This window comes from Kribbella sp. NPDC048928 (assembly GCF_043197975.1).
Classification (GTDB): Bacteria; Actinomycetota; Actinomycetes; order Propionibacteriales; family Kribbellaceae; genus Kribbella.
Window position 1 is genome coordinate 151,280 of record NZ_JBICUC010000003.1, and the last position, 17,709, is coordinate 168,988.

The 17,709-nt window shown below is 67.6% G+C and carries 18 protein-coding genes; 17 read left to right on the forward strand and 1 reads right to left on the reverse strand.

Features of this window, described 5'->3' with window-relative positions; all coding sequences use genetic code 11:
- Positions 1–169 precede the first annotated feature (169 nt).
- The 13 genes from ACGFI6_RS14195 (at position 170) to ACGFI6_RS14255 (ending at position 12,597) form a co-directional block, all read left to right on the forward strand.
- Positions 170–526: a hypothetical protein gene (locus ACGFI6_RS14195; protein ID WP_393118410.1), complete on the forward strand. Its 357-nt coding sequence runs from the start codon at positions 170–172 to the stop codon at positions 524–526.
- Positions 527–702: 176 nt separating this feature from the next.
- Positions 703–846, forward strand: coding sequence for a hypothetical protein (locus tag ACGFI6_RS14200; protein WP_393118412.1), 144 nt, complete (start codon positions 703–705; stop codon positions 844–846).
- 297 nt (positions 847–1,143) lie between these two features.
- On the forward strand, positions 1,144–2,205 hold the full coding sequence (locus tag ACGFI6_RS14205) for an NAD-dependent epimerase/dehydratase family protein (protein ID WP_393118414.1): 1,062 nt from the start codon (positions 1,144–1,146) through the stop codon (positions 2,203–2,205).
- The gene (locus tag ACGFI6_RS14210; RefSeq protein ID WP_393118415.1) at positions 2,205–3,437 is read left to right on the forward strand and encodes a class I SAM-dependent methyltransferase; all 1,233 of its coding nucleotides are present in this window, start codon (positions 2,205–2,207) and stop codon (positions 3,435–3,437) included. The genes ACGFI6_RS14205 and ACGFI6_RS14210 overlap by 1 nt, the downstream gene beginning before the upstream one ends.
- Positions 3,438–3,480: 43 nt before the next feature.
- Positions 3,481–4,434 carry a glucose-1-phosphate cytidylyltransferase gene (locus ACGFI6_RS14215; protein WP_393118417.1) on the forward strand — a complete coding sequence of 318 codons (954 nt, stop codon included), beginning with the start codon at positions 3,481–3,483 and terminating at the stop codon, positions 4,432–4,434.
- A complete protein-coding gene (locus ACGFI6_RS14220; protein ID WP_393118419.1) occupies positions 4,434–5,084 on the forward strand; it encodes a PIG-L deacetylase family protein in 651 nt (216 codons plus the stop codon). Before ACGFI6_RS14215 ends, ACGFI6_RS14220 begins: the two co-directional genes overlap by 1 nt.
- 14 nt (positions 5,085–5,098) lie before the next feature.
- Positions 5,099–6,229 carry a class I SAM-dependent methyltransferase gene (locus ACGFI6_RS14225; RefSeq protein ID WP_393118421.1) on the forward strand — a complete coding sequence of 377 codons (1,131 nt, stop codon included), beginning with the start codon at positions 5,099–5,101 and terminating at the stop codon, positions 6,227–6,229.
- 2 nt (positions 6,230–6,231) lie between these two features.
- Positions 6,232–7,581, forward strand: a complete 1,350-nt coding sequence (locus ACGFI6_RS14230) for a hypothetical protein (protein WP_393118423.1) — start codon at positions 6,232–6,234, stop codon at positions 7,579–7,581.
- Positions 7,578–8,522 (forward strand): glycosyltransferase family 2 protein, encoded by a 945-nt coding sequence (locus ACGFI6_RS14235; RefSeq protein ID WP_393118424.1) that lies wholly within the window; start codon positions 7,578–7,580, stop codon positions 8,520–8,522. The genes ACGFI6_RS14230 and ACGFI6_RS14235 overlap by 4 nt, the downstream gene beginning before the upstream one ends.
- Positions 8,519–9,763, forward strand: a complete 1,245-nt coding sequence (locus ACGFI6_RS14240; RefSeq protein ID WP_393118426.1) for a polysaccharide pyruvyl transferase family protein — start codon at positions 8,519–8,521, stop codon at positions 9,761–9,763. The genes ACGFI6_RS14235 and ACGFI6_RS14240 overlap by 4 nt, the downstream gene beginning before the upstream one ends.
- Positions 9,764–9,775: 12 nt before the next feature.
- Complete coding sequence (locus tag ACGFI6_RS14245) at positions 9,776–10,321, forward strand: dTDP-4-dehydrorhamnose 3,5-epimerase family protein (RefSeq protein WP_393118428.1); 546 nt, start codon at positions 9,776–9,778, stop codon at positions 10,319–10,321.
- Between the two features lie 2 nt (positions 10,322–10,323).
- On the forward strand, positions 10,324–11,637 hold the full coding sequence (locus ACGFI6_RS14250; RefSeq protein ID WP_393118430.1) for a glutamate-1-semialdehyde 2,1-aminomutase: 1,314 nt from the start codon (positions 10,324–10,326) through the stop codon (positions 11,635–11,637).
- 66 nt (positions 11,638–11,703) lie between these two features.
- Complete coding sequence (locus ACGFI6_RS14255; protein WP_393118432.1) at positions 11,704–12,597, forward strand: hypothetical protein; 894 nt, start codon at positions 11,704–11,706, stop codon at positions 12,595–12,597.
- Between the two features lie 15 nt (positions 12,598–12,612).
- On the opposite strand, the gene ACGFI6_RS14260 is transcribed toward ACGFI6_RS14255, so the two are convergent.
- Positions 12,613–13,296, reverse strand: coding sequence for a phosphatase PAP2 family protein (locus ACGFI6_RS14260; protein WP_393118433.1), 684 nt, complete (start codon positions 13,294–13,296; stop codon positions 12,613–12,615).
- A 254-nt stretch (positions 13,297–13,550) separates the two neighbouring features.
- Here ACGFI6_RS14260 and ACGFI6_RS14265 point away from each other — a divergent pair, with 254 nt between their 5' ends.
- Genes ACGFI6_RS14265 through ACGFI6_RS14280 form a run of 4 tightly spaced genes read left to right on the forward strand, consistent with a single transcriptional unit; the run spans position 13,551 to position 17,690 of the window.
- Positions 13,551–15,035 (forward strand): sugar transferase, encoded by a 1,485-nt coding sequence (locus ACGFI6_RS14265; RefSeq protein WP_393118435.1) that lies wholly within the window; start codon positions 13,551–13,553, stop codon positions 15,033–15,035.
- Positions 15,035–15,964, forward strand: a complete 930-nt coding sequence (locus ACGFI6_RS14270; protein ID WP_393118437.1) for a GDP-L-fucose synthase family protein — start codon at positions 15,035–15,037, stop codon at positions 15,962–15,964. Before ACGFI6_RS14265 ends, ACGFI6_RS14270 begins: the two co-directional genes overlap by 1 nt.
- Positions 15,961–16,947: a GDP-mannose 4,6-dehydratase gene (gmd, locus tag ACGFI6_RS14275; RefSeq protein ID WP_393118438.1), complete on the forward strand. Its 987-nt coding sequence runs from the start codon at positions 15,961–15,963 to the stop codon at positions 16,945–16,947. Before ACGFI6_RS14270 ends, gmd begins: the two co-directional genes overlap by 4 nt.
- Complete coding sequence (locus ACGFI6_RS14280) at positions 16,944–17,690, forward strand: WecB/TagA/CpsF family glycosyltransferase (RefSeq protein WP_393118440.1); 747 nt, start codon at positions 16,944–16,946, stop codon at positions 17,688–17,690. Before gmd ends, ACGFI6_RS14280 begins: the two co-directional genes overlap by 4 nt.
- Positions 17,691–17,709 lie beyond the last annotated feature (19 nt).

Here is a 17,709-nt window from a genome sequence, read left to right on the forward strand (position 1 = left end):
CTGTTCGATGCCTGGCCTGCTGTGCAACCCGGTATCCAGCGAACAACCCGCCGCCGCGACCAGACCACCACCCTGATACACCCCTGTGGAAATCTCCCACCTCGAAGACGGCCCGGAAACTATCCTGGATCACGGAACGTGTCCGGCCCTCCCGAAATCGGAGTAACCCATGGAAGCCCTGTACGACCTCCCCAACGGCGATCGGGTGCGCGTCATCGACACCGCCACCGTCGGTCAGAGCCTCGGCCGGGTCCTCGAACTCTTCCGCTCCGGCCCGGCTGAACCGGTCTTCTTCGGCGACACCCCCCGGCCGGAGGGCGTCGTCATCTCCTTCGAACAGTGGGCCGAGTACGAGACCTTCAAGGAAGACGCTGAAGACGACCGCCGCCGCGAGGAATTGGTCCGCCAGCGCCTTGCGAACGACGACCCGTCCCAGTGGGTGTCCTTCGAGGACGCGGCGCGCGAGGGCGGCTGGGACCTCGACGTCCCGCCGTACGAGCCGCCGGCTGATCCCGGCAAGCAGTGACCACCTACCACCTGATGGTCCATCAGGATTTCAGGCAAGAGAGCAACAAGTTGGGCGCCGAGTACCCGGATACGGACCGCAGTCGTACGACCTGCGGGACTGTGCGGAGCTGAAAGTTCCTGTGGATCGGTGAGTTCACTTGCGGTGGGTATGAGCGCGGTCCGTCGCATCGGCTGGTGAATCGGGAGTTCGACGCCTTGCCGAAGGTGGAGGACGGGCGGGTGGTGCCGGATCTCGGTGCTCAGCCGTACCGGCAGCCGATCGTATTCGCGCACCGGACGCAGGATCCGGCCGGCATCGCAGGCCGACGCCTCGGGTGAACGCTTGGCACTCCGTCCCGTGAGCTGCAAGGTGTTGCCGGCGGAGGACGGCCCGACGTCGGCCGCAGCGCGAGGGTGCGATCGAATGCCGTCCTGCTGTCGTTCGGGGCGCTCCCGCAGCATCCTCTTCCTGTCAGTGCGTGTGCGCATTGCGTCACCTCCGCGCAGCGTGACCGGCCATCATGCGAGAGGTCAGCACCCAGCGCCTCACTGGTGCGGCGAAATTGGCTGTATCAACGGGGGGTTCGGCGGTTCTGTATTGGGCGACGGGACTGTGCTGGGGTGAGGGGATGGCTGATGAAGGTTCTGGTCACCGGGGATCGGGGATATATCGGTGCGGTGATGGTGCCGTTCCTGCGGGGTGCGGGGCATCAGGTGGACGGGCTGGATACCGGGCTGTACGAGGGGTGTGACCTGCTGGGCGGGCCGGAGCCGATCAGTGGCCGGACGCCGCGGGACATGCGGGACGTGACGGCGGCGGAGCTCGCTGGGTACGACGCGGTGGTCTGCCTGGCCGCGCTGTCGAACGACCCGCTCGGCAACCTGGACAAGGCCGCGACATACTCCGTGAACCTCGACGGGACTCTCAACGTCGCCCGGGCCGCCAAGGATGCAGGCGTCGAGCGCTTCCTGTTCGCGTCGTCCTGCAGCCTGTACGGAGCAGCGGGGTCGGAGGCGGTCGCCGAGGACGCCGAGATGTTCCCGGTCACGCCGTACGGGGAGACGAAGGCACTCGCCGAGCAGGAGCTGTCGAAGCTCGCCGACGACAACTTCAGCCCGACGTACCTGCGGAACGCCACCGCCTACGGCGCATCCACCCGGCTGCGGCTCGACATCGTTGTCAACAATCTGACAGCCATCGCGCTGACCTCCGGGCAGGTGCGGTTGGAGAGCGACGGCACCCCGTGGCGGCCGCTTGTGCACATCGAGGACATCAGCCGCGCATTCCTTCAGGTACTGGAGTCGCCGCGGGAGACGATCCACGACGAGGCGTTCAACGTCGGCCGGTCCGAGGACGTCGTCCAGGTCCGCGACATCGCCGAGATGGTTCGCGAAGCGGTACCGGGCTCGACGTTGTCGATTGCCGACGGTGCCGGCCCGGACCTGCGCAACTACAAGGTCGACTTCGCCAAGCTCAACGACACGTTCCCGGACCTGAAGCTGCAATGGTCGGTCCGCAAGGGCGTCGAGGAGCTGTACGACGCGTACCAGCGGCACGGCCTCACGCTCGACGACTTCAACTCCGCGCAGTTCGTCCGGCTGCGCCGGATCCAGCAGCTGCTGAGCGCGAACCTTGTCGACAATCAACTGCGCCGCCAGACCGACGCGCAGTTCCCGGGCCCGAAGGAGATGCAGTGATGGCGGACGCAGTTGCCTGCCGGCTCTGCGGTGAGCCGCTGACGCAGACCTTCGTGGATCTCGGCATGTCGCCGCCGTGCGAGAGCTACCTGCGCGCCGACCAGCTCGACAGCGGCGAGACGTTCTACCCGCTGCACGTCCGGATCTGCGGCAACTGCCTGCTCGTGCAGCTCCCGGCGTACGTCGCGGCCGACGACGTGTTCAGCGACTACCTCTACTTCTCGTCGTACTCGACGAGCTGGGTCGAGCACGCGCGCCGCTTCGTCGCCGACATGCAGGAGCGGCTGAACCTCGATGCGAACAGCCTGATCGTCGAGGCCGCGAGCAACGACGGTTATCTGCTGCAGCATGCTGTTGCCGAAGGCATCCCGGTGCTCGGCATCGAGCCGGCCGCGAACATCGCGAAGATCGCCAACGAGAAGGGCATCCGTACCGAGAGCTACTTCCTCGGTGAGGCGACCGGCCAGGACGCGGCAGCGCGGCACGGCCAGGCGGATCTTGTCGTCGGCAACAATGTGTTCGCGCACGTACCGGACATCGTCGACTTCGCGAAGGGCCTGCGGGCACTGGTGAAGGACGACGGCCTGGTGTCGCTGGAGTTCCCGCATCTGCTCCGGCTGATCGAGAACCGCCAGTACGACACGATCTACCACGAGCACTACCAGTACCTGACGTTGAAGACCGCTGCGCTCGCGCTGGAGAAGGCCGGGCTCAAGGTGGTCGACGTTCAGGAGCTGGCCAGCCACGGCGGGTCGCTGCGCGTCATGTCGACGCCGGCCGAGACCGCAGGCGAGCCGTCCGAGCTGGTCAAGAAGGTGCTGCAGGACGAGCAGGACGCCGGATTGCACACAATCGAGGGGCATCTCGGGTTCGCCGACGAGGTGTTCACGATCAAGTCGGACCTGCTGGAATTCCTGGTCCAGGCACGCCGCGACGGCAAGTCGGTGGCGGGGTACGGCGCCCCGGGCAAGGGCAACACGCTGCTCAACCACTGCGGCATCCGCGAGGACCTGCTGCCGTACACGGTGGACCGCAGCCCGCACAAGCACGGGATGTTCCTGCCCGGTACGCACATCCCGATCTTCGACCCGGAGCGCCTGGCCGAGACGCGCCCCGACTACATCGTGATCCTGCCGTGGAACCTGCGCGCGGAGATCGTTCACCAGCTCGGCTACGCACGGGAGTGGGGCGCGAAGTTCGTCGTACCCATCCCGAAGCTCACTGTTCTCTGACTTGTTGGGATCTGAAACAGCCTTGGGGGGAAGGGAAACCACGATGAAGGTCGTGATCTTCTGCGGGGGGCACGGGCTGCGGATGCGCAGCGGCGTCGACTCCGCGCCGAAACCGATGATGACGATCGGCGACCGGCCGGTGCTGTGGCACGTGATGCGGTACTACGCGCATTTCGGGCACACCGAGTTTATCCTGCCGCTGGGGTTCGGTGGGTCGTCGGTCAAGGAGTACTTCCTGCGGTACGAGGAGACCGTCTCGAACGACTTCGTGATGACCAAGGGCGGGCAGCAGATCGAACTGCTCGACTCCGACATCAGCGAATGGAAGATCACGTTCGTGGACACCGGCGTCGACACGAGCATCGGTGAGCGGCTGCGCCGGGTACGCCCGTATCTGGAGGACGATGACGTCTTCCTGGCGAACTACGGTGACGTGCTCACCGATGCGCCGATGGACAAGATCGTCGACAATGTGATTGCCAGCGATGTGACGGCGAGTCTGCTCGCGGTCCCGCCGCAGGCGTCGTTCCACGTCGTCGAGTTCGGTGCGGACTCACGGATCACCGGATTGCGGTCGGCCTCGGATCTGAACGTGTGGATCAACGGCGGGTACTTCGTCCTGAAGAAGGAAATCTTCGACGTTCTGGGCGAGGGGGAGGACCTGGTCGGGGACGCGTTCCCGCGGCTCGCGGCGATGTCGAAGCTGGAGGCGGTCCCGCACCACGGGTTCTGGGCGCCGATGGACACCCTCAAGGAGCGCAGCCAGCTCGAGGAGCTCTACCGATCGGGCAAAAAGCCCTGGGCCCTGTGGAGCCACGAGAACCGCGACCAACACAGCCGAATCGTCGACACGCAAACTGTCGACAATTCACCGGCCAACAATCGGCCCGCCGCCGCGCAGCCTCCCACCACGGAGCCGGCTGCTGCGCAGAGTGTCGACAATCGGGTGGTTGACGATGGGGTTGTTGGCCAGGATCCGGTTGTGGTGGCGATCTGATGCTTCCGTTCCAGCTCGGGCTGATCGACGGGCCGGTCCATCTGGTTGCCCTCGGCGCCCATCCGGACGACATCGAGATCGGCTGCGGCGGCACGATGCTGAAGTTGGCCGAGTCGGTGCCGGAGCTGACCGCCGAGTTCGTGATCGCGACCGGCACACCAGTACGCCTGGAGGAGGCTCGCCGCGCGGCAGAGCTGTTCCTCCCGGAGTGCGAGGTGACCGTCACCTCGGCCGAGCTGCCGGACGGACGACTCCCGGCGTACTGGAACCAGACCAAGGAGTTGCTGGAGGCAACGGCACGCGGCAGCCGCCGCGCCGACCTGGTCTTTGCCCCGAGCAAGCATGACGCCCACCAGGACCACCGCCTGATCGCTGAGCTGGCCCCGACGGTCTGGCGCAGCCACCTGGTGCTGCATTACGAGATCCCGAAGTGGGACGGCGACTTCGGCCGCCCGTGGCTGTACGTCGAACTCACCGAGGACCAGCTCCGGGAGAAGGTCGCGCTGCTGCACAAGGCGTACCCGTCCCAGGTCCCGCACGACTGGTTCGACGAAGAGGTGTTCGCCGGCCTGGCCCGGCTGCGGGGGATGGAGTGCAGGGCGCCGTACGCCGAGGCCTTCACCACGGCCAAAGCCACGCTGACATGGTGAACGAGGGGGACGCAGTGAGCTTCAAGTGTCGCGGGTGCGCGGGGGAGAACGTCGTCCCCGTGGTGGACCTCGGTGAGCAGCCGTGCGCCGACTACTTCCCGCCCGCCGAGACTCCCGGGCCCGATCCACGCTGGCCGCTGGCGCTCTGGCTCTGCCGGGAGTGCACCCTGGTGCAGCTCGGACCGGTCGAGCCGCAGCTGGCCGAGGAGCCGCTCGCGGTCGAGTCAGCGACCAGCCGGGCGCACGCGGAGGCCTCGGTCAAGGAGATCCTCAGCGACCATCCCGAACTGAGCAATGGCGTGGTGTTCGAGTTCGGCAGTCCCCACGGCGGTTCCTGGCTTGACCATCTGTACGCGGCCGGCGCCAGGCTCGCGGGTGATGACGACAAGGCCGACCTGGTCGTCGACGTGCACGGGATCGTGCATGAGCCGCAGTACGGCGAGATGCTCAAGCTGCGCGCGGACCGGCTCGCGCCCGGCGGCCTGCTGGTGATGGAGTTCCACCACCTGCTGCCGCTGTTCGTCGGCAACCAGTTCGACACCGTCCGCCACGGCCACTGGGCGTACGTCTCACTACGCGCCCTACAGAACATCGCCGCACTGCACGGCCTCAAGGTCGAGTCGGTGCAACAGGTCGAGATGTACGGCGGCAGCCTGATGGTGATGCTCCGGCACACCGCGGACGTCCAGCCGGACCAGTCGGTCGACGTCGTGCTCGAGGACGAGGACGCGGCAGGCATCGCCGACGAGGTACAGCTCGGCAGCCTGCAAGAAGCCGCCTGGCATGCCGCCGGCGCGCTCCACGACGAGCTGGTCCGGCACAAGGCAGCGGGCCGTACCGTCCTCGGCTACGGCGCCCCGTCCAAGGCCCCGGTCCTCCTCGACCTGAGCAAGGTGACAACGGACCTCCTGCCGTTCACTGTCGACCTCGCGCCCGGCAAGCACGGCCGCCGGATCCCCGGTGGCGTCCCCGGAAAGATGATCCCGATCCGCCCGATCGACGAACTGAAGGCCGCGAAGCCCGACGTCGTCCTCGTCCTCACCTGGGACATCGCCGACGAGATCATCGCGCAACTCGAAGCCGACGGCGGCTGGGGCACGACCTACCTCGTCCCCCTCCCCGAACCCCACGAGAGGGGGCGCTGACGATGCGTGGTGTTCTGCGCCGGCTCACCTGGGGGCTGGCTGACCAGGCGGTGACCAGCCTGGTCAGTTTCATCGTGGGCATCGTCGTGGCGCGGTCGCTCGGCGCGCTGGAATTCGGCGCGTTCAGCCTGGCCTTCGTCACGTACGGCGTGGTGGTCAACATCTCGCGCGGCCTGGCGACCGACCCACTCGCGGTCCGGTTCAGCGGCGTCGAGAGATCGATCTGGAAGACCGCCGTTGCGAAGTCCTCCGGGATGGCGATCGCGGTCGGCCTGGCAACCGGCACCATCTGCGTGGCCGTCGGTCTCGCCCTCGGTGGCCGCGGCGGCTCCGGATTCATTGCCTTGGGTGTCGTGCTGCCGGGGCTCATGCTGCAGGACAGCTGGCGGTTCGCGTTCTTCGCTTCGGGCCAGGGCGGGAAGGCCTTCATCGCCGACATCACCTGGGCGCTGGCATTGATTCCGCTGCTCTGGCTGGCCACGCGGACTCCGAGCGTGACGCGGTTCGTCCTCGCCTGGGGTGCCGCGGCGGCAGTCGCGGCATTGGTCAGCGGTCTGCAAGCAGGCGTCGTACCCCGCCTTTTCCGGGCTCGCGACTGGCTGCGGAACCACCGTGACCTCGGGCTGCGCTACCTGGTCGAGAACGTGACGATCAGCGGGGCGTACCAGTTCAAGATGTACGGCCTGGGAGCGTTTGCGGGGATCGCCGCGGTCGGTACCGTTCGTGGCGCGGAGATGATGCTCGGGCCCTTCACCATCGTTCTGTCCGGTGTCGGTCTGGTCGCCGTGCCGGAGGCTGCCCGAGTCCTGAAACGCTCGGTACGCCGGTTGCCGCTCTTCTGTCTGTTGCTGGGTGGTGCGCAAGCGGTGGCGGCGCTGCTGTGGGGGTTCCTGCTGGTCGTCGGCCTGCCGGACTCCTGGGGGCATGCACTGCTCGGTGAGGTGTGGGCCTCGGCATCGGCGCTGCTGATTCCGGCGACGCTGTCCGTGACCAGCGCGAGCATGTCCACCGGCGCGGCTGCCGGCCTGCGCGCGCTCGGCGTGGCGCGGCGCAGCCTCCGAGCGCAGCTGTACGCGTCGACGGCGTACCTGATCGGCGGCGTCGGCGGCGGCGCTGTCGGCGGTGCGTTGGGGTCGGCGTGGGGCTCCGCGGCCGCGACGTTCGTCGGGGCGATCTTCTGGTGGTGGTATCTGCGTGCCGGTGTTCGGGAGCACCGGCAGGCAATCGAGCCGGTGCTCCCGAGTACCGGCAGTACGCAGGGTGCGCCGATCGCCGAGTCGCCGCTGGCTGCCGGCGTCGTACCTGCGGTACCTGAGGACAAGCAGGACATGATTGAGACGAGGAGCAGATGACAACGCCGAGATTGACCATCGGCCTTCCGGTGTACAACGGAGAGAAGTACCTGGCCGAGTCCCTCGACGCCCTGCTGGGGCAGAGCTACGAGGACTTCGAGCTGATTATCTCCGACAACGCCTCGACCGACGGCACCGAACGGATCTGCAAGGAGTACGTCGCCAAGGATTCCCGCATCCGGTACATCCGGCAGCCGGTCAACCTCGGCGCGGCACCCAACCACAACGCCGTGGTCCGGGAGGCGCGCGGCGAACTCTTCAAGTGGGCGTCCCACGACGACCTCTACGGGCGCGACCTGCTGCTCAGATGTGTCGAGGCTCTGGAAGCCCAGCCGGACGTCGTCCTCGCACATGCGTGGCAGGCCATCATCGACGAGCATGGTGACGTCGTCCTGTCGATCGACTACCCGCTCGCGACCGACGACCCGCGCCCGTCCGAACGTTTCCGGAGCCTGCTGTTCACGGTGGGCGGTGACGACTTCTACGGCATCATGCGGACGGACGTCCTGCGGAGAACCGCACTCCAGCAGAGTTATCACCACGCCGACCGGACGATCGTCGCCGAGATCGCACTGCACGGGCGCTTCTACCAGGTGCCGGAGCTGCTGTTCTTCCGCCGCGATCACCCGGACCGGGCCGAGCGCGCCGCGCCGAGCATGCGGGCGCGCTGCGCGAACCTCGATCCTCGTCGCGGGGACAAGCTCCGGCACCCGAAGGCCCGGCTCGTCGGTGAGTACATCGGCGGATTCATCGGTGCGGTCCGGCGCGCTCCGCTGCCGTCCGCCGAGCGCCGGCGGTGCTACCGGTACCTCGCGCAGTGGATGGCCAGCCGGGTCGTACCTGCAGGCCCTCGACGGATCGAGGACAGCGCCGACCGATCTGATTTTGCCAGTACCGCTGCTCGCGTGAGCAACGATCAGGAGGAAGTGCCGTCGCGATGACGCGTCCACTCAGAATTGCCTTGTTCGGCCTCTTCGGCTCCGGCAACCTCGGCAACGGCGGCTCCCTCGACGCGATGCTGCGGTATCTCCACGACGTGCACAGCGATGCCGAGGTCACCTGTGTCTGCGCCGGTCCGGAGGACGTGCAGCAGGAGTTCGGCATCCCAGCATTCTCGATGTGGTGGTACAACCCGACCGAACAGGACAAGGCCCGGCCGGTCCGGATGTACTCGTTGAAGGCGCTCGGCAAGCTGATCGACGCCTTCCGCACCCTCCGCTGGATCCGCAGGTTCGATGTCGTCGCGATCCCCGGATCAGGAGTGCTCGAGGCCGGCGTTCCGATTCGCCCGTGGGGTCTGCCGTACGCGCTGCTTCTCGTCACGCTGTGGGGTCGGCTCTGCGGTACCAAGGTGGCGTTCGTCAGCGTCGGCGCCGACAAGGTCAACGAGACGGTCACCCGCCGCGTGATGAGCGTTGCCGCATCACTGGCGACCTATCGCTCGTACCGCGACGAGAATTCCCGCGCAGCGATGCAGAAGGCAGGCGTCGACACGAGCCGTGACCATGTCTTCCCGGATCTGGCGTTCGGTCTGCCGGTACCTCCGACGGACACCGCGGAGTCGAACACCATCGGCGTCGGCGTGATGTCGTACTCCGGCGCCTATCGCGACCGGCATCGCGCCGACGAGATCTATGCGACCTATGTCTCCAGGATCACCGCCTTCGTGGAATGGCTCGTCGACGAGGGGTACCGGGTGCGGCTGTTCACCGGGGACCAGCAAGATGAGGCCGTCGCGCTGGAATTGACCTCGTCGGTGAGGCTGCATCGCCCGGATCTTGCCGAAGACCGCGTCGGCACCGAGTTCGCACCGAACCTGGCGAGCCTGTTGGAGCGGATGGCGAAGGTCGACGTCGTCGTCGCGACCCGCTTCCACAACGTCGTGGCGGGACTGAAACTCGCGAAGCCCACGATCTCGATCGGTTACGGGACCAAGAACGACATGGTCATGCAGAGCATGGGTCTGGGCGAGTTCTGCCAGGACATCCAGGCCCTCGATGTTCCGCTCCTGATCAAGCAGTTCCAGTCGGTGAAGCAGATGGCCGGCCCGTTGCGGACCGATCTGCTCGAGCGGAACCGCCACAATCGCGAGCTGCTGGCAGAGCAGTACGCACTGTTGTCCACCACCCTGTTCGCCGCTGCGGACGGCAAGCAACGGTCCGCAGTGCCAGGATCGAGCTAGACGGAGGCCGAGATGCAGGTCGAGAAGATAGCTGGCATCACCGGAGCGCTGTTGTTCAGGCCGGCGCCGCATCGTGACGAGCGGGGGTTCTTCTCGCGCACGTTCGACCGTGACGTGGTGCGGCAGGCCGGATTGGATCCGGACGCGTTCGTACAGGACAGCATCTCGCGGTCCAGACGGGGTGTGGTGCGTGGCATGCACGTCCGCTCTGGCGAGGGCGAGGCGAAGCTGGTGCGATGCTCCTACGGCGCGGTCTTCGACGTCGTCATCGACCTGCGCCCCGAGTCACCGACTTACCGCAACCGCGAGGTGTTCGACCTGACCGGTGACAACCAGGTGACGGTCTACGTACCGGCCGGGTGCGCGCATGGTTTCCAGGCGCTGACCGAACCGGCCGACGTGTCCTACCGGATCGACCGCGCCCACGATCCTGCCGAGGACGTCTCGATCAGGTTCGACGATCCGGACCTCGGCATCCCGTGGCCGTTGCCCGTCACGCTGATGTCCGAACGCGACAAGGCGGCGGCATCGTTCGCCTTGGCGACCACGAGGCTCTGACGATGAAGTCGTTCACGCGATCCGACGCCGCGAACAAGCGACTGCACGACGTCATCCCCGGTGGTGCGCACACCTACGCCAAGGGCGTCGACCAGTTTCCCGAGGGTATGGCGCCGGTGATCGATCACGGCAACGGGGCACACGTCTGGGACCTCGACGGCAACAAGTACATCGAGTACGGCGCCGGGTTGCGCGCGGTCAGCCTCGGCCACGTGCACCCGAAGGTCCTGGAGGGAGTGCGTCGCGAGCTCGACCGAGGCAGCAACTTCGTCCGCCCGAGCATCCTCGAACTGGAGGCGGCCGAGCGCTTTCTCGCCTCGGTGCCGACCGCCGACATGGTGAAGTTCTGCAAGAACGGATCGGACGCGACCACGGCGGCGATCAAACTGGCGCGTGCGGTCACCGGCCGCCCGCTGGTCGCCGTCTGCTCGGACCACGCGTTCTTCTCCGTGGACGACTGGTTCATCACCCGGACCGCGATGAACGCCGGCATTCCGGACGCGATCGACGAGCTCACGGTGGCGTTCCCGTACGGCGACCTGGCAGCAACCGAAGAACTCTTCGTCCGGCACGAAGGCCGGGTCGCCTGCCTGATTCTCGAGGCTGCGACGCATCAGGACCCGCCCGCCGGCTACCTGGAACAGCTCCGCGACCTGGCCCACCGGCACGGTGCCCTGCTCGTGTTCGACGAGATGATCACCGGCCTGCGGTTCTCCGCGGCGGGCGCGCAGGGCCTGTACGGCGTGACACCGGACCTGTCCACGTTCGGCAAGGCGCTCGGCAACGGATTCTCGGTCGCGGCGCTCGCGGGCAAGCGCGAGTTCATGGAGCGCGGCGGCCTGCGCGACGACCGCGAGCGGGTCTTCCTGCTGTCCACGACCCACGGTGCCGAGACACACGCACTCGCAGCGGCCGTCGCCGTCCTGGGTATCTATGCCGAGGAGAACGTCGCGGCACAGCTGTACGAGATCGGTGCTGAGCTCGCCGTGGGAGTGCGGCAAGCCGCAGAGGCGGCTGGTGTGGGGAGCCATGTCGTCCTCCGCGGCCGGCCGAGCAACCTGGTCTTCGCGACTTTGGACGAGAACTTCGCGCCGTCGCAGCAGTACCGCACGCTGTTCCTCCGGGAACTGATCCTCGGGGGCGTACTCGGGCCGTCCTTCGTGGTGAGTGCGGCACTGACGAGCACCGACATCGCACGGACCGTCGAAGTCGTCGCCGATGCCTGCGCCACCTATCGGCAGGCGCTGGAGGCCGGAGATCCGCAGTCCTGGACCGGCGGCCGTCCGGTGGCACCAGTCTTCCGCCGCTACGCATAGCGGCGGAACAGAACTGGCTACAAAGAACGGCGGCGGCAACGACCGGCGCAGCAAGGGGGAAGAACGATGCATTCAATTTACGTCGACGCCGAGATCGGTGACGACGAGCGCAGGGAGAAGCTGTACGACGGCGACCTGTTCGTCTACTCGCCGCGGCCCTCGACGCTGGCGCTGACCGAGTTCGCCGCCGCGATGGCGCAGTCCGCGTTTGCGCCACTCGACCCGGAGACCGCGCAGTTCGAGATGGCCGTCGAGGAGTACGCGGCGCTGCTGGCCGACCTGAAGCCGCGGTTCATCCACCACCCGGAGTCGAAGCGACTGATCCAGCTGATGCTGGCCGACTTCGGGTGCGACCCGGAGCAGGTGTACTTCGACGTGCCCCGGATGCGCAGCTCGACGTCGGACGACTACCTCACCACTGGGATCGCGTTCGCGTTCCATCCGCATCGCGACACCTGGTACTCGGCACCGTACGTCCAGCTGAACTGGTGGCTGCCGATCTTCGCGATCGGCGCCGACAACGGGCTCGCCTTTCACCCGAAGTACTGGCAGACCCCACTGCGGAACAGCTCGCGGGGCTACAACTACGCGGAGTGGAATGCGACCAGTCGCAAGATCGCCGCGACCCAGATCGGCATCGACACCCGTGTGCAACCGGTGCCCGAGGAGGATGTGGAGCTGGTGCCGCAGATCCGGCCGATCTGCAAGCCGGGAGGGGTTATCTTGTTCTCCGGGGCGCAGTTGCACTCGAGCGTGCCGAACTCGTCGGGCCGGACCAGGTTCAGCATCGACCTGCGCACCGTGCACCTCGGCGACGCGACGGCCGGGCGCGCCGCGCCGAACATCGACTCGGAATGCACCGGTACGACGATGGGCGACTACCTGCGTGTCCGGGACCTGAACCATGTCCCGGCGGACGTGGTGGCCGATTTCGACACGCCGCACGAGGCGCTCGCCTGACTGCCCTGGCCGGTGTTATCGCGGCACCGGCCAGGCCTTCCGGCGTTGTTCGATCCGGTCGGCCAGGAAGGCCACGGAGGTCGCCACCAGGAGCCCGCAGCCGAATCCGCCGAGGGTGTCGGTCGGGTAGTGCGCGGTCAGGTGGATCTGCGCCCACGCCATCACGCCGCCACCCAGCACAGCCAGCGCGACGGTGATCGCCGTACCGGCGAGGCGACCGGTGTGCAGCACGTCGGCCAGCAACAGACCAACGATCGTCGCACTCACTGTGCCGGCGGCAGTATGGCCGCTCGGATAGGACAGGAAGCCGTCGTGGATCCGGCGATCCACGACCTCCTTGAGGACCGAGCAGAGCACGCTGCTCAGTCCCATCGCGAGCAGCGTCGTGACGGCCAGCAGCCGACGACCGGCGATCAGGCAGAGTCCGGCGACAGCAACGGTCAGCGATGCACGTCCGAGCGGATCGCCGAGCCAGTCCAGTCCGCGGATGAGGTTCCACACGGCAGCTGGTGAGGCGTCAACGATGCGCTGTACCCGCCCGTCGACCCGGCTGGGTCCGGTGTGACCGCTGAGCAGTACCGCCGGTACGACGAGTAGTACGGCGCCGACTGCGGCCAGGACAACGACCGGGCGGCGAAGACCCGGCGTGAGCGCAGGCCGCGCACCGGCAATGACACGTGTTTCGTCCTCAGTTGACACGCCCCACCCCCAAAGCAACAGTCTAGGCAGGGTAGCCAGGCAACCACTTGTCCACCGGTTCGTTATCCGTCCACCAGTTCGTCTTGGGGAATGCAATTTCTCCACAAGGAAGTCGGCCCGCCGGTCGCTGGGGCCCACCTCGCGTAGTAATGTTCGGTGACTCCGCGCCGACGCGCGGGTTAACAAGGACACACTGCATGCGGTGCCGGACACTGTAAGTGACGGGGCGGATGCGGGAGGGGACGAGGACCGCTGTGAGCGGAGCAGAAGCGCCGGACGCTGTGGACAGCCGTCGGCCGCTCTGGGTCGTCCCGCATGAGGTTCCGGCGATTGTTCCGTTGCCGTCCCGGTCGACGGAGCCGCGCTGGGTCGGGGTTTACCGGTGGGCTGCGGTGGGTGGTGATCTGCTCGCCGCGATGCTCGGCGTCTCGATCGCGCTGCTGACCCGGTTCGGGTACCACGTCGGCTCCAGCTACCTGGTCGTCAGCAGTCTGCTGCCGTTGGCCTGGGTCGCGGTGGTCGCCCTGTCGAAGGGGTACGACCCGCGGTTCTTCGGCGCCGGACCGGACGAGTTCCGGTCCCTGCTGCGCGCGGGCGTCGGCCTGACCGCGGCGGTGGCGATGACGTCGTACGTGACCAAGGCGCAGATCGCCCGCGGGTTCGTGGTGCTGGCGATCCCGGTGATGGTGGTCGCGGCGCTCCTGCTGCGGTACGCGTTGCGGAAGGACCTGCACCGGCACCGGGTCAGAGGTCGCTGCATGCACAGAGTTCTCGTGGTCGGGCGCAGTGGCCCGGCCGCGACGCTGTGCGAGCACCTCGAGAGCCGTCCGACCGACGGATTCCGGGTGGTCGCGACGTGCCGCCCGCGCGAGGACGACAACGCCTCCCTGCTGCCGGACGAGCTGGACGAGCCGGACATTCTCGCCGCCGCCGACCGGCACGCGGTCGAGGTGGTGGCGATCGCGACCGATCCCGAGCTGGCCGGTCAGTCGCTGCGCCGGTTGTCGTGGGCGCTGGAGCAGCGCGGCGTCGAGCTGATCGTGTCCCCGGGCATCATCGAGGTCGCCGGTCCGCGGATCTCGGTCCGCCCGGTGGCCGGCCTGTCGCTGCTGCATCTGGAGCGCCCGTCCGTCAGCGGCGGACCGCACCTGATGAAGGCCGTCTTCGACCGCATCGTTGCTCTCGGCATCATTGTGCTGCTGTCGCCGCTGCTGGCCGGGCTGGCGCTCGCCGTCAAGCTGACCAGTGCCGGTCCGGTGCTGTTCCGCCAGCAGCGCGTCGGCCGCGGGGGCGTCGAGTTCACGATGCTCAAGTACCGCAGCATGTACGTCGACGCGGAGCAACGACTCAGCGACCTGTACGCCTTGAGCGACGGCAACGGCGTGATCTTCAAGATGCGCAACGACCCGCGGATGACCCCGCTCGGTCGCTGGATCCGGCGCTTCTCGCTGGACGAGCTGCCGCAGCTGTTCAACGTCCTGCGCGGCGACATGTCCCTGGTCGGGCCGCGGCCGCCGCTCGCCGAGGAGGTCGCGCTGTACGCGGCCGACGACTCGCGCCGGATGCTGGTGAAGCCCGGCATGACCGGTCTGTGGCAGGTCAGCGGGCGCAGCGACCTGTCCTGGGACGAGTCCGTGCGCCTCGACCTCCGGTACGTCGACAACTGGTCGATGACGCTGGACCTGCTGATTCTCTGGAAGACCGTGCGCGCGGTGATCTACGGCGCGGGAGCGTACTAATGGATTTGCATGCACCGGTGTACGTCGCCGGCCATCGTGGACTTGTCGGGTCGGCCCTCTGGCGCCGTCTCGAGGCGGCCGGCTACACAAACCTGATCGGGGCGACGTCCGCCGAGCTGGATCTGCGGGATCGGCAGCAGACGCTGGAGTTCCTGCGTACGCACCGGCCGGCGCTGGTGATCGACGCCGCGGCCCGGGTCGGCGGCATCCTCGCGAACCGCGACCACCCGACCGAGTTCCTCAGCGACAACCTGCGCATCCAGGTGAACCTGATGGACGCCGCGCTCGAGGTCCGGACGCCGCGGTTGCTGTTCCTCGGCTCATCCTGCATCTACCCGAAGTACGCCGAGCAGCCGATCCGCGAGTCGAGCCTGCTGACCGGCGAGCTGGAGCCGACCAACGACGCGTACGCGATCGCGAAGATCGCCGGCATCATGCAGGTCCAGGCCGTCCGCCGGCAGTACGGGTTGCGCTGGATCTCCGCGATGCCGACCAACCTGTACGGGCCGAACGACAACTTCGACCCGACCTCGTCGCACGTCCTGCCGGCGCTGATCCGCCGCTTCCACGAGGCTCGGAAGGCAGACGCGCCCGAGGTCGTGTTGTGGGGGAGCGGTACGCCGCGGCGCGAGTTCCTGCACGTCGACGACCTCGCCGACGCGTGCCTGCACCTGGTCGAGCACTACGACGAGCCGGAGCCGATCAACGTCGGCGTCGGCGCCGACGTGACGATCCGCGAACTGGCCGAGCTGGTCGCCCGGGTGGTCGGCTACACCGGTGCCCTGAGCAACGACCTGTCCAAGCCGGACGGCACCCCGCGCAAGCTGCTCGACGTCAGCCGGTTGCTGGCGCTCGGCTGGAAACCCTCGATTTCATTGGAAGACGGTGTGGCCGCCACCTACGCCTGGTATCAGGAGCAGATGGCATGAAGAAGGCGCTCATCACCGGCATCACCGGCCAGGACGGCTCGTACCTGGCCGAACTGCTGCTGGCCAAGGGCTATGAGGTGCACGGCCTGATCCGCCGCGCCAGTACGTTCAACACGCGCCGGATCGACCATCTGTACGAGGATCCGCATGCGCAGGACAAGCGGCTGTTCCTGCACTACGGCGACCTCACCGACGGCTCGCGACTCGTCACGCTGCTCGCGTCGATCCAGCCCGCCGAGGTGTACCACCTGGCCGCACAGAGTCACGTCCGGGTGAGCTTCGACGAGCCGGAGTACACCGGCGACACCACCGGCATGGGGACGACGCGGCTGCTCGAGGCGATCCGGATGATCGGGCTCGACTGCCGCTTCTACCAGGCGTCGAGCTCGGAGATGTTCGGCGCGACACCCCCACCGCAGAACGAGGACACCCCGTTCTACCCGCGGTCGCCGTACGGTGCCGCGAAGCTCTACGGGTACTGGATGACCCGCAACTACCGCGAGGCGTACGAGATGTTCGCGGTGAACGGGATCCTGTTCAACCACGAGTCACCGCGGCGCGGTGAGACGTTCGTGACGCGCAAGATCACCCGTGCGGTGGCGGCGATCAAGACCGGCCGGCAGGAGCGCCTGTACCTGGGCAACCTGGACGCGTCCCGCGACTGGGGGTACGCCCCGGAGTACGTCGAGGGCATGTGGCGGATGCTGCAGCACGACACTCCCGCCGACTACGTGATCGCGACCGGTACGTCGTACTCCGTACGGGACTTCGTCGCGCTGGCGTTCGAGCACGTCGGCCTGGACTGGGAGCGGTACGTCGACTACGACAAGCGCTACGAGCGTCCGACCGAGGTCGACTCGCTGATCGGTGACGCCTCGAAGGCCGCGAGCGACCTCGGCTGGAAGGCCCAGGTGCACGTGCCCGAGCTCGTCCGCATCATGGTCGACGCCGACCTCGCCGAGCTGACGGGGGAGGACGCATGAGCCGGGTGGACGTGCTCGGGATCCACGTCAGCGTGACGAATCTGGACCGTACGGTGGAGACGTTCGCGCGCTGGATCGACGACGGCGAACGGCAGCTGGTCTGCGTGTCTGACATGAACGCACTGCTGCACGCCCGCGCGGACGCCCGGCTGACCGAGGTCTACAACACGTCCGGCCTGACCGTCCCGGACGGGATGCCGCTCGTGTGGGCCGGCAAGAAGGCCGGGTTCGAGGAGATGGACCGGGTCGCCGGGCCGGATCTGCTCGAGCGGGTGCTCGCAGAGTCGTCCGACCGTGGCTGGACGCAGTACTTCTACGGCGGCGCCGAGGGTGTGGCGGAGGAGCTGCGCGAGCGGTTCCAGGACCGGCATCCGGCGTTGAAGGTCGTCGGCGTCGAGTGCCCGCCGTACCGCGCCCCGACCGACGCGGAGGACGCGCAGACGGTCGCCCGGATGAACGAGGCGCGACCGGACATCATCTGGGTCGGGCTCGGCGCGCCGAAGCAGGAACGCTGGATGGCCGACCACCGCGATCGGCTGAACGCGACGATCCTGATCGGCGTCGGTGCGGCGTTCGACTTCCACACCGGCCGGCTCGACCGCGCGCCACGCTGGATGCAGCGCGCCGGGCTCGAGTGGAGCTACCGGCTCTACAAGGAGCCCCGCCGGCTCTGGAAGCGTTACGTGCTGGGCATTCCACGCTTTCTCCTGGGCGTCCTCCGCCATCCGCCCCGGCCTATCTAGCCTGTGTCGTCTAGGTTGG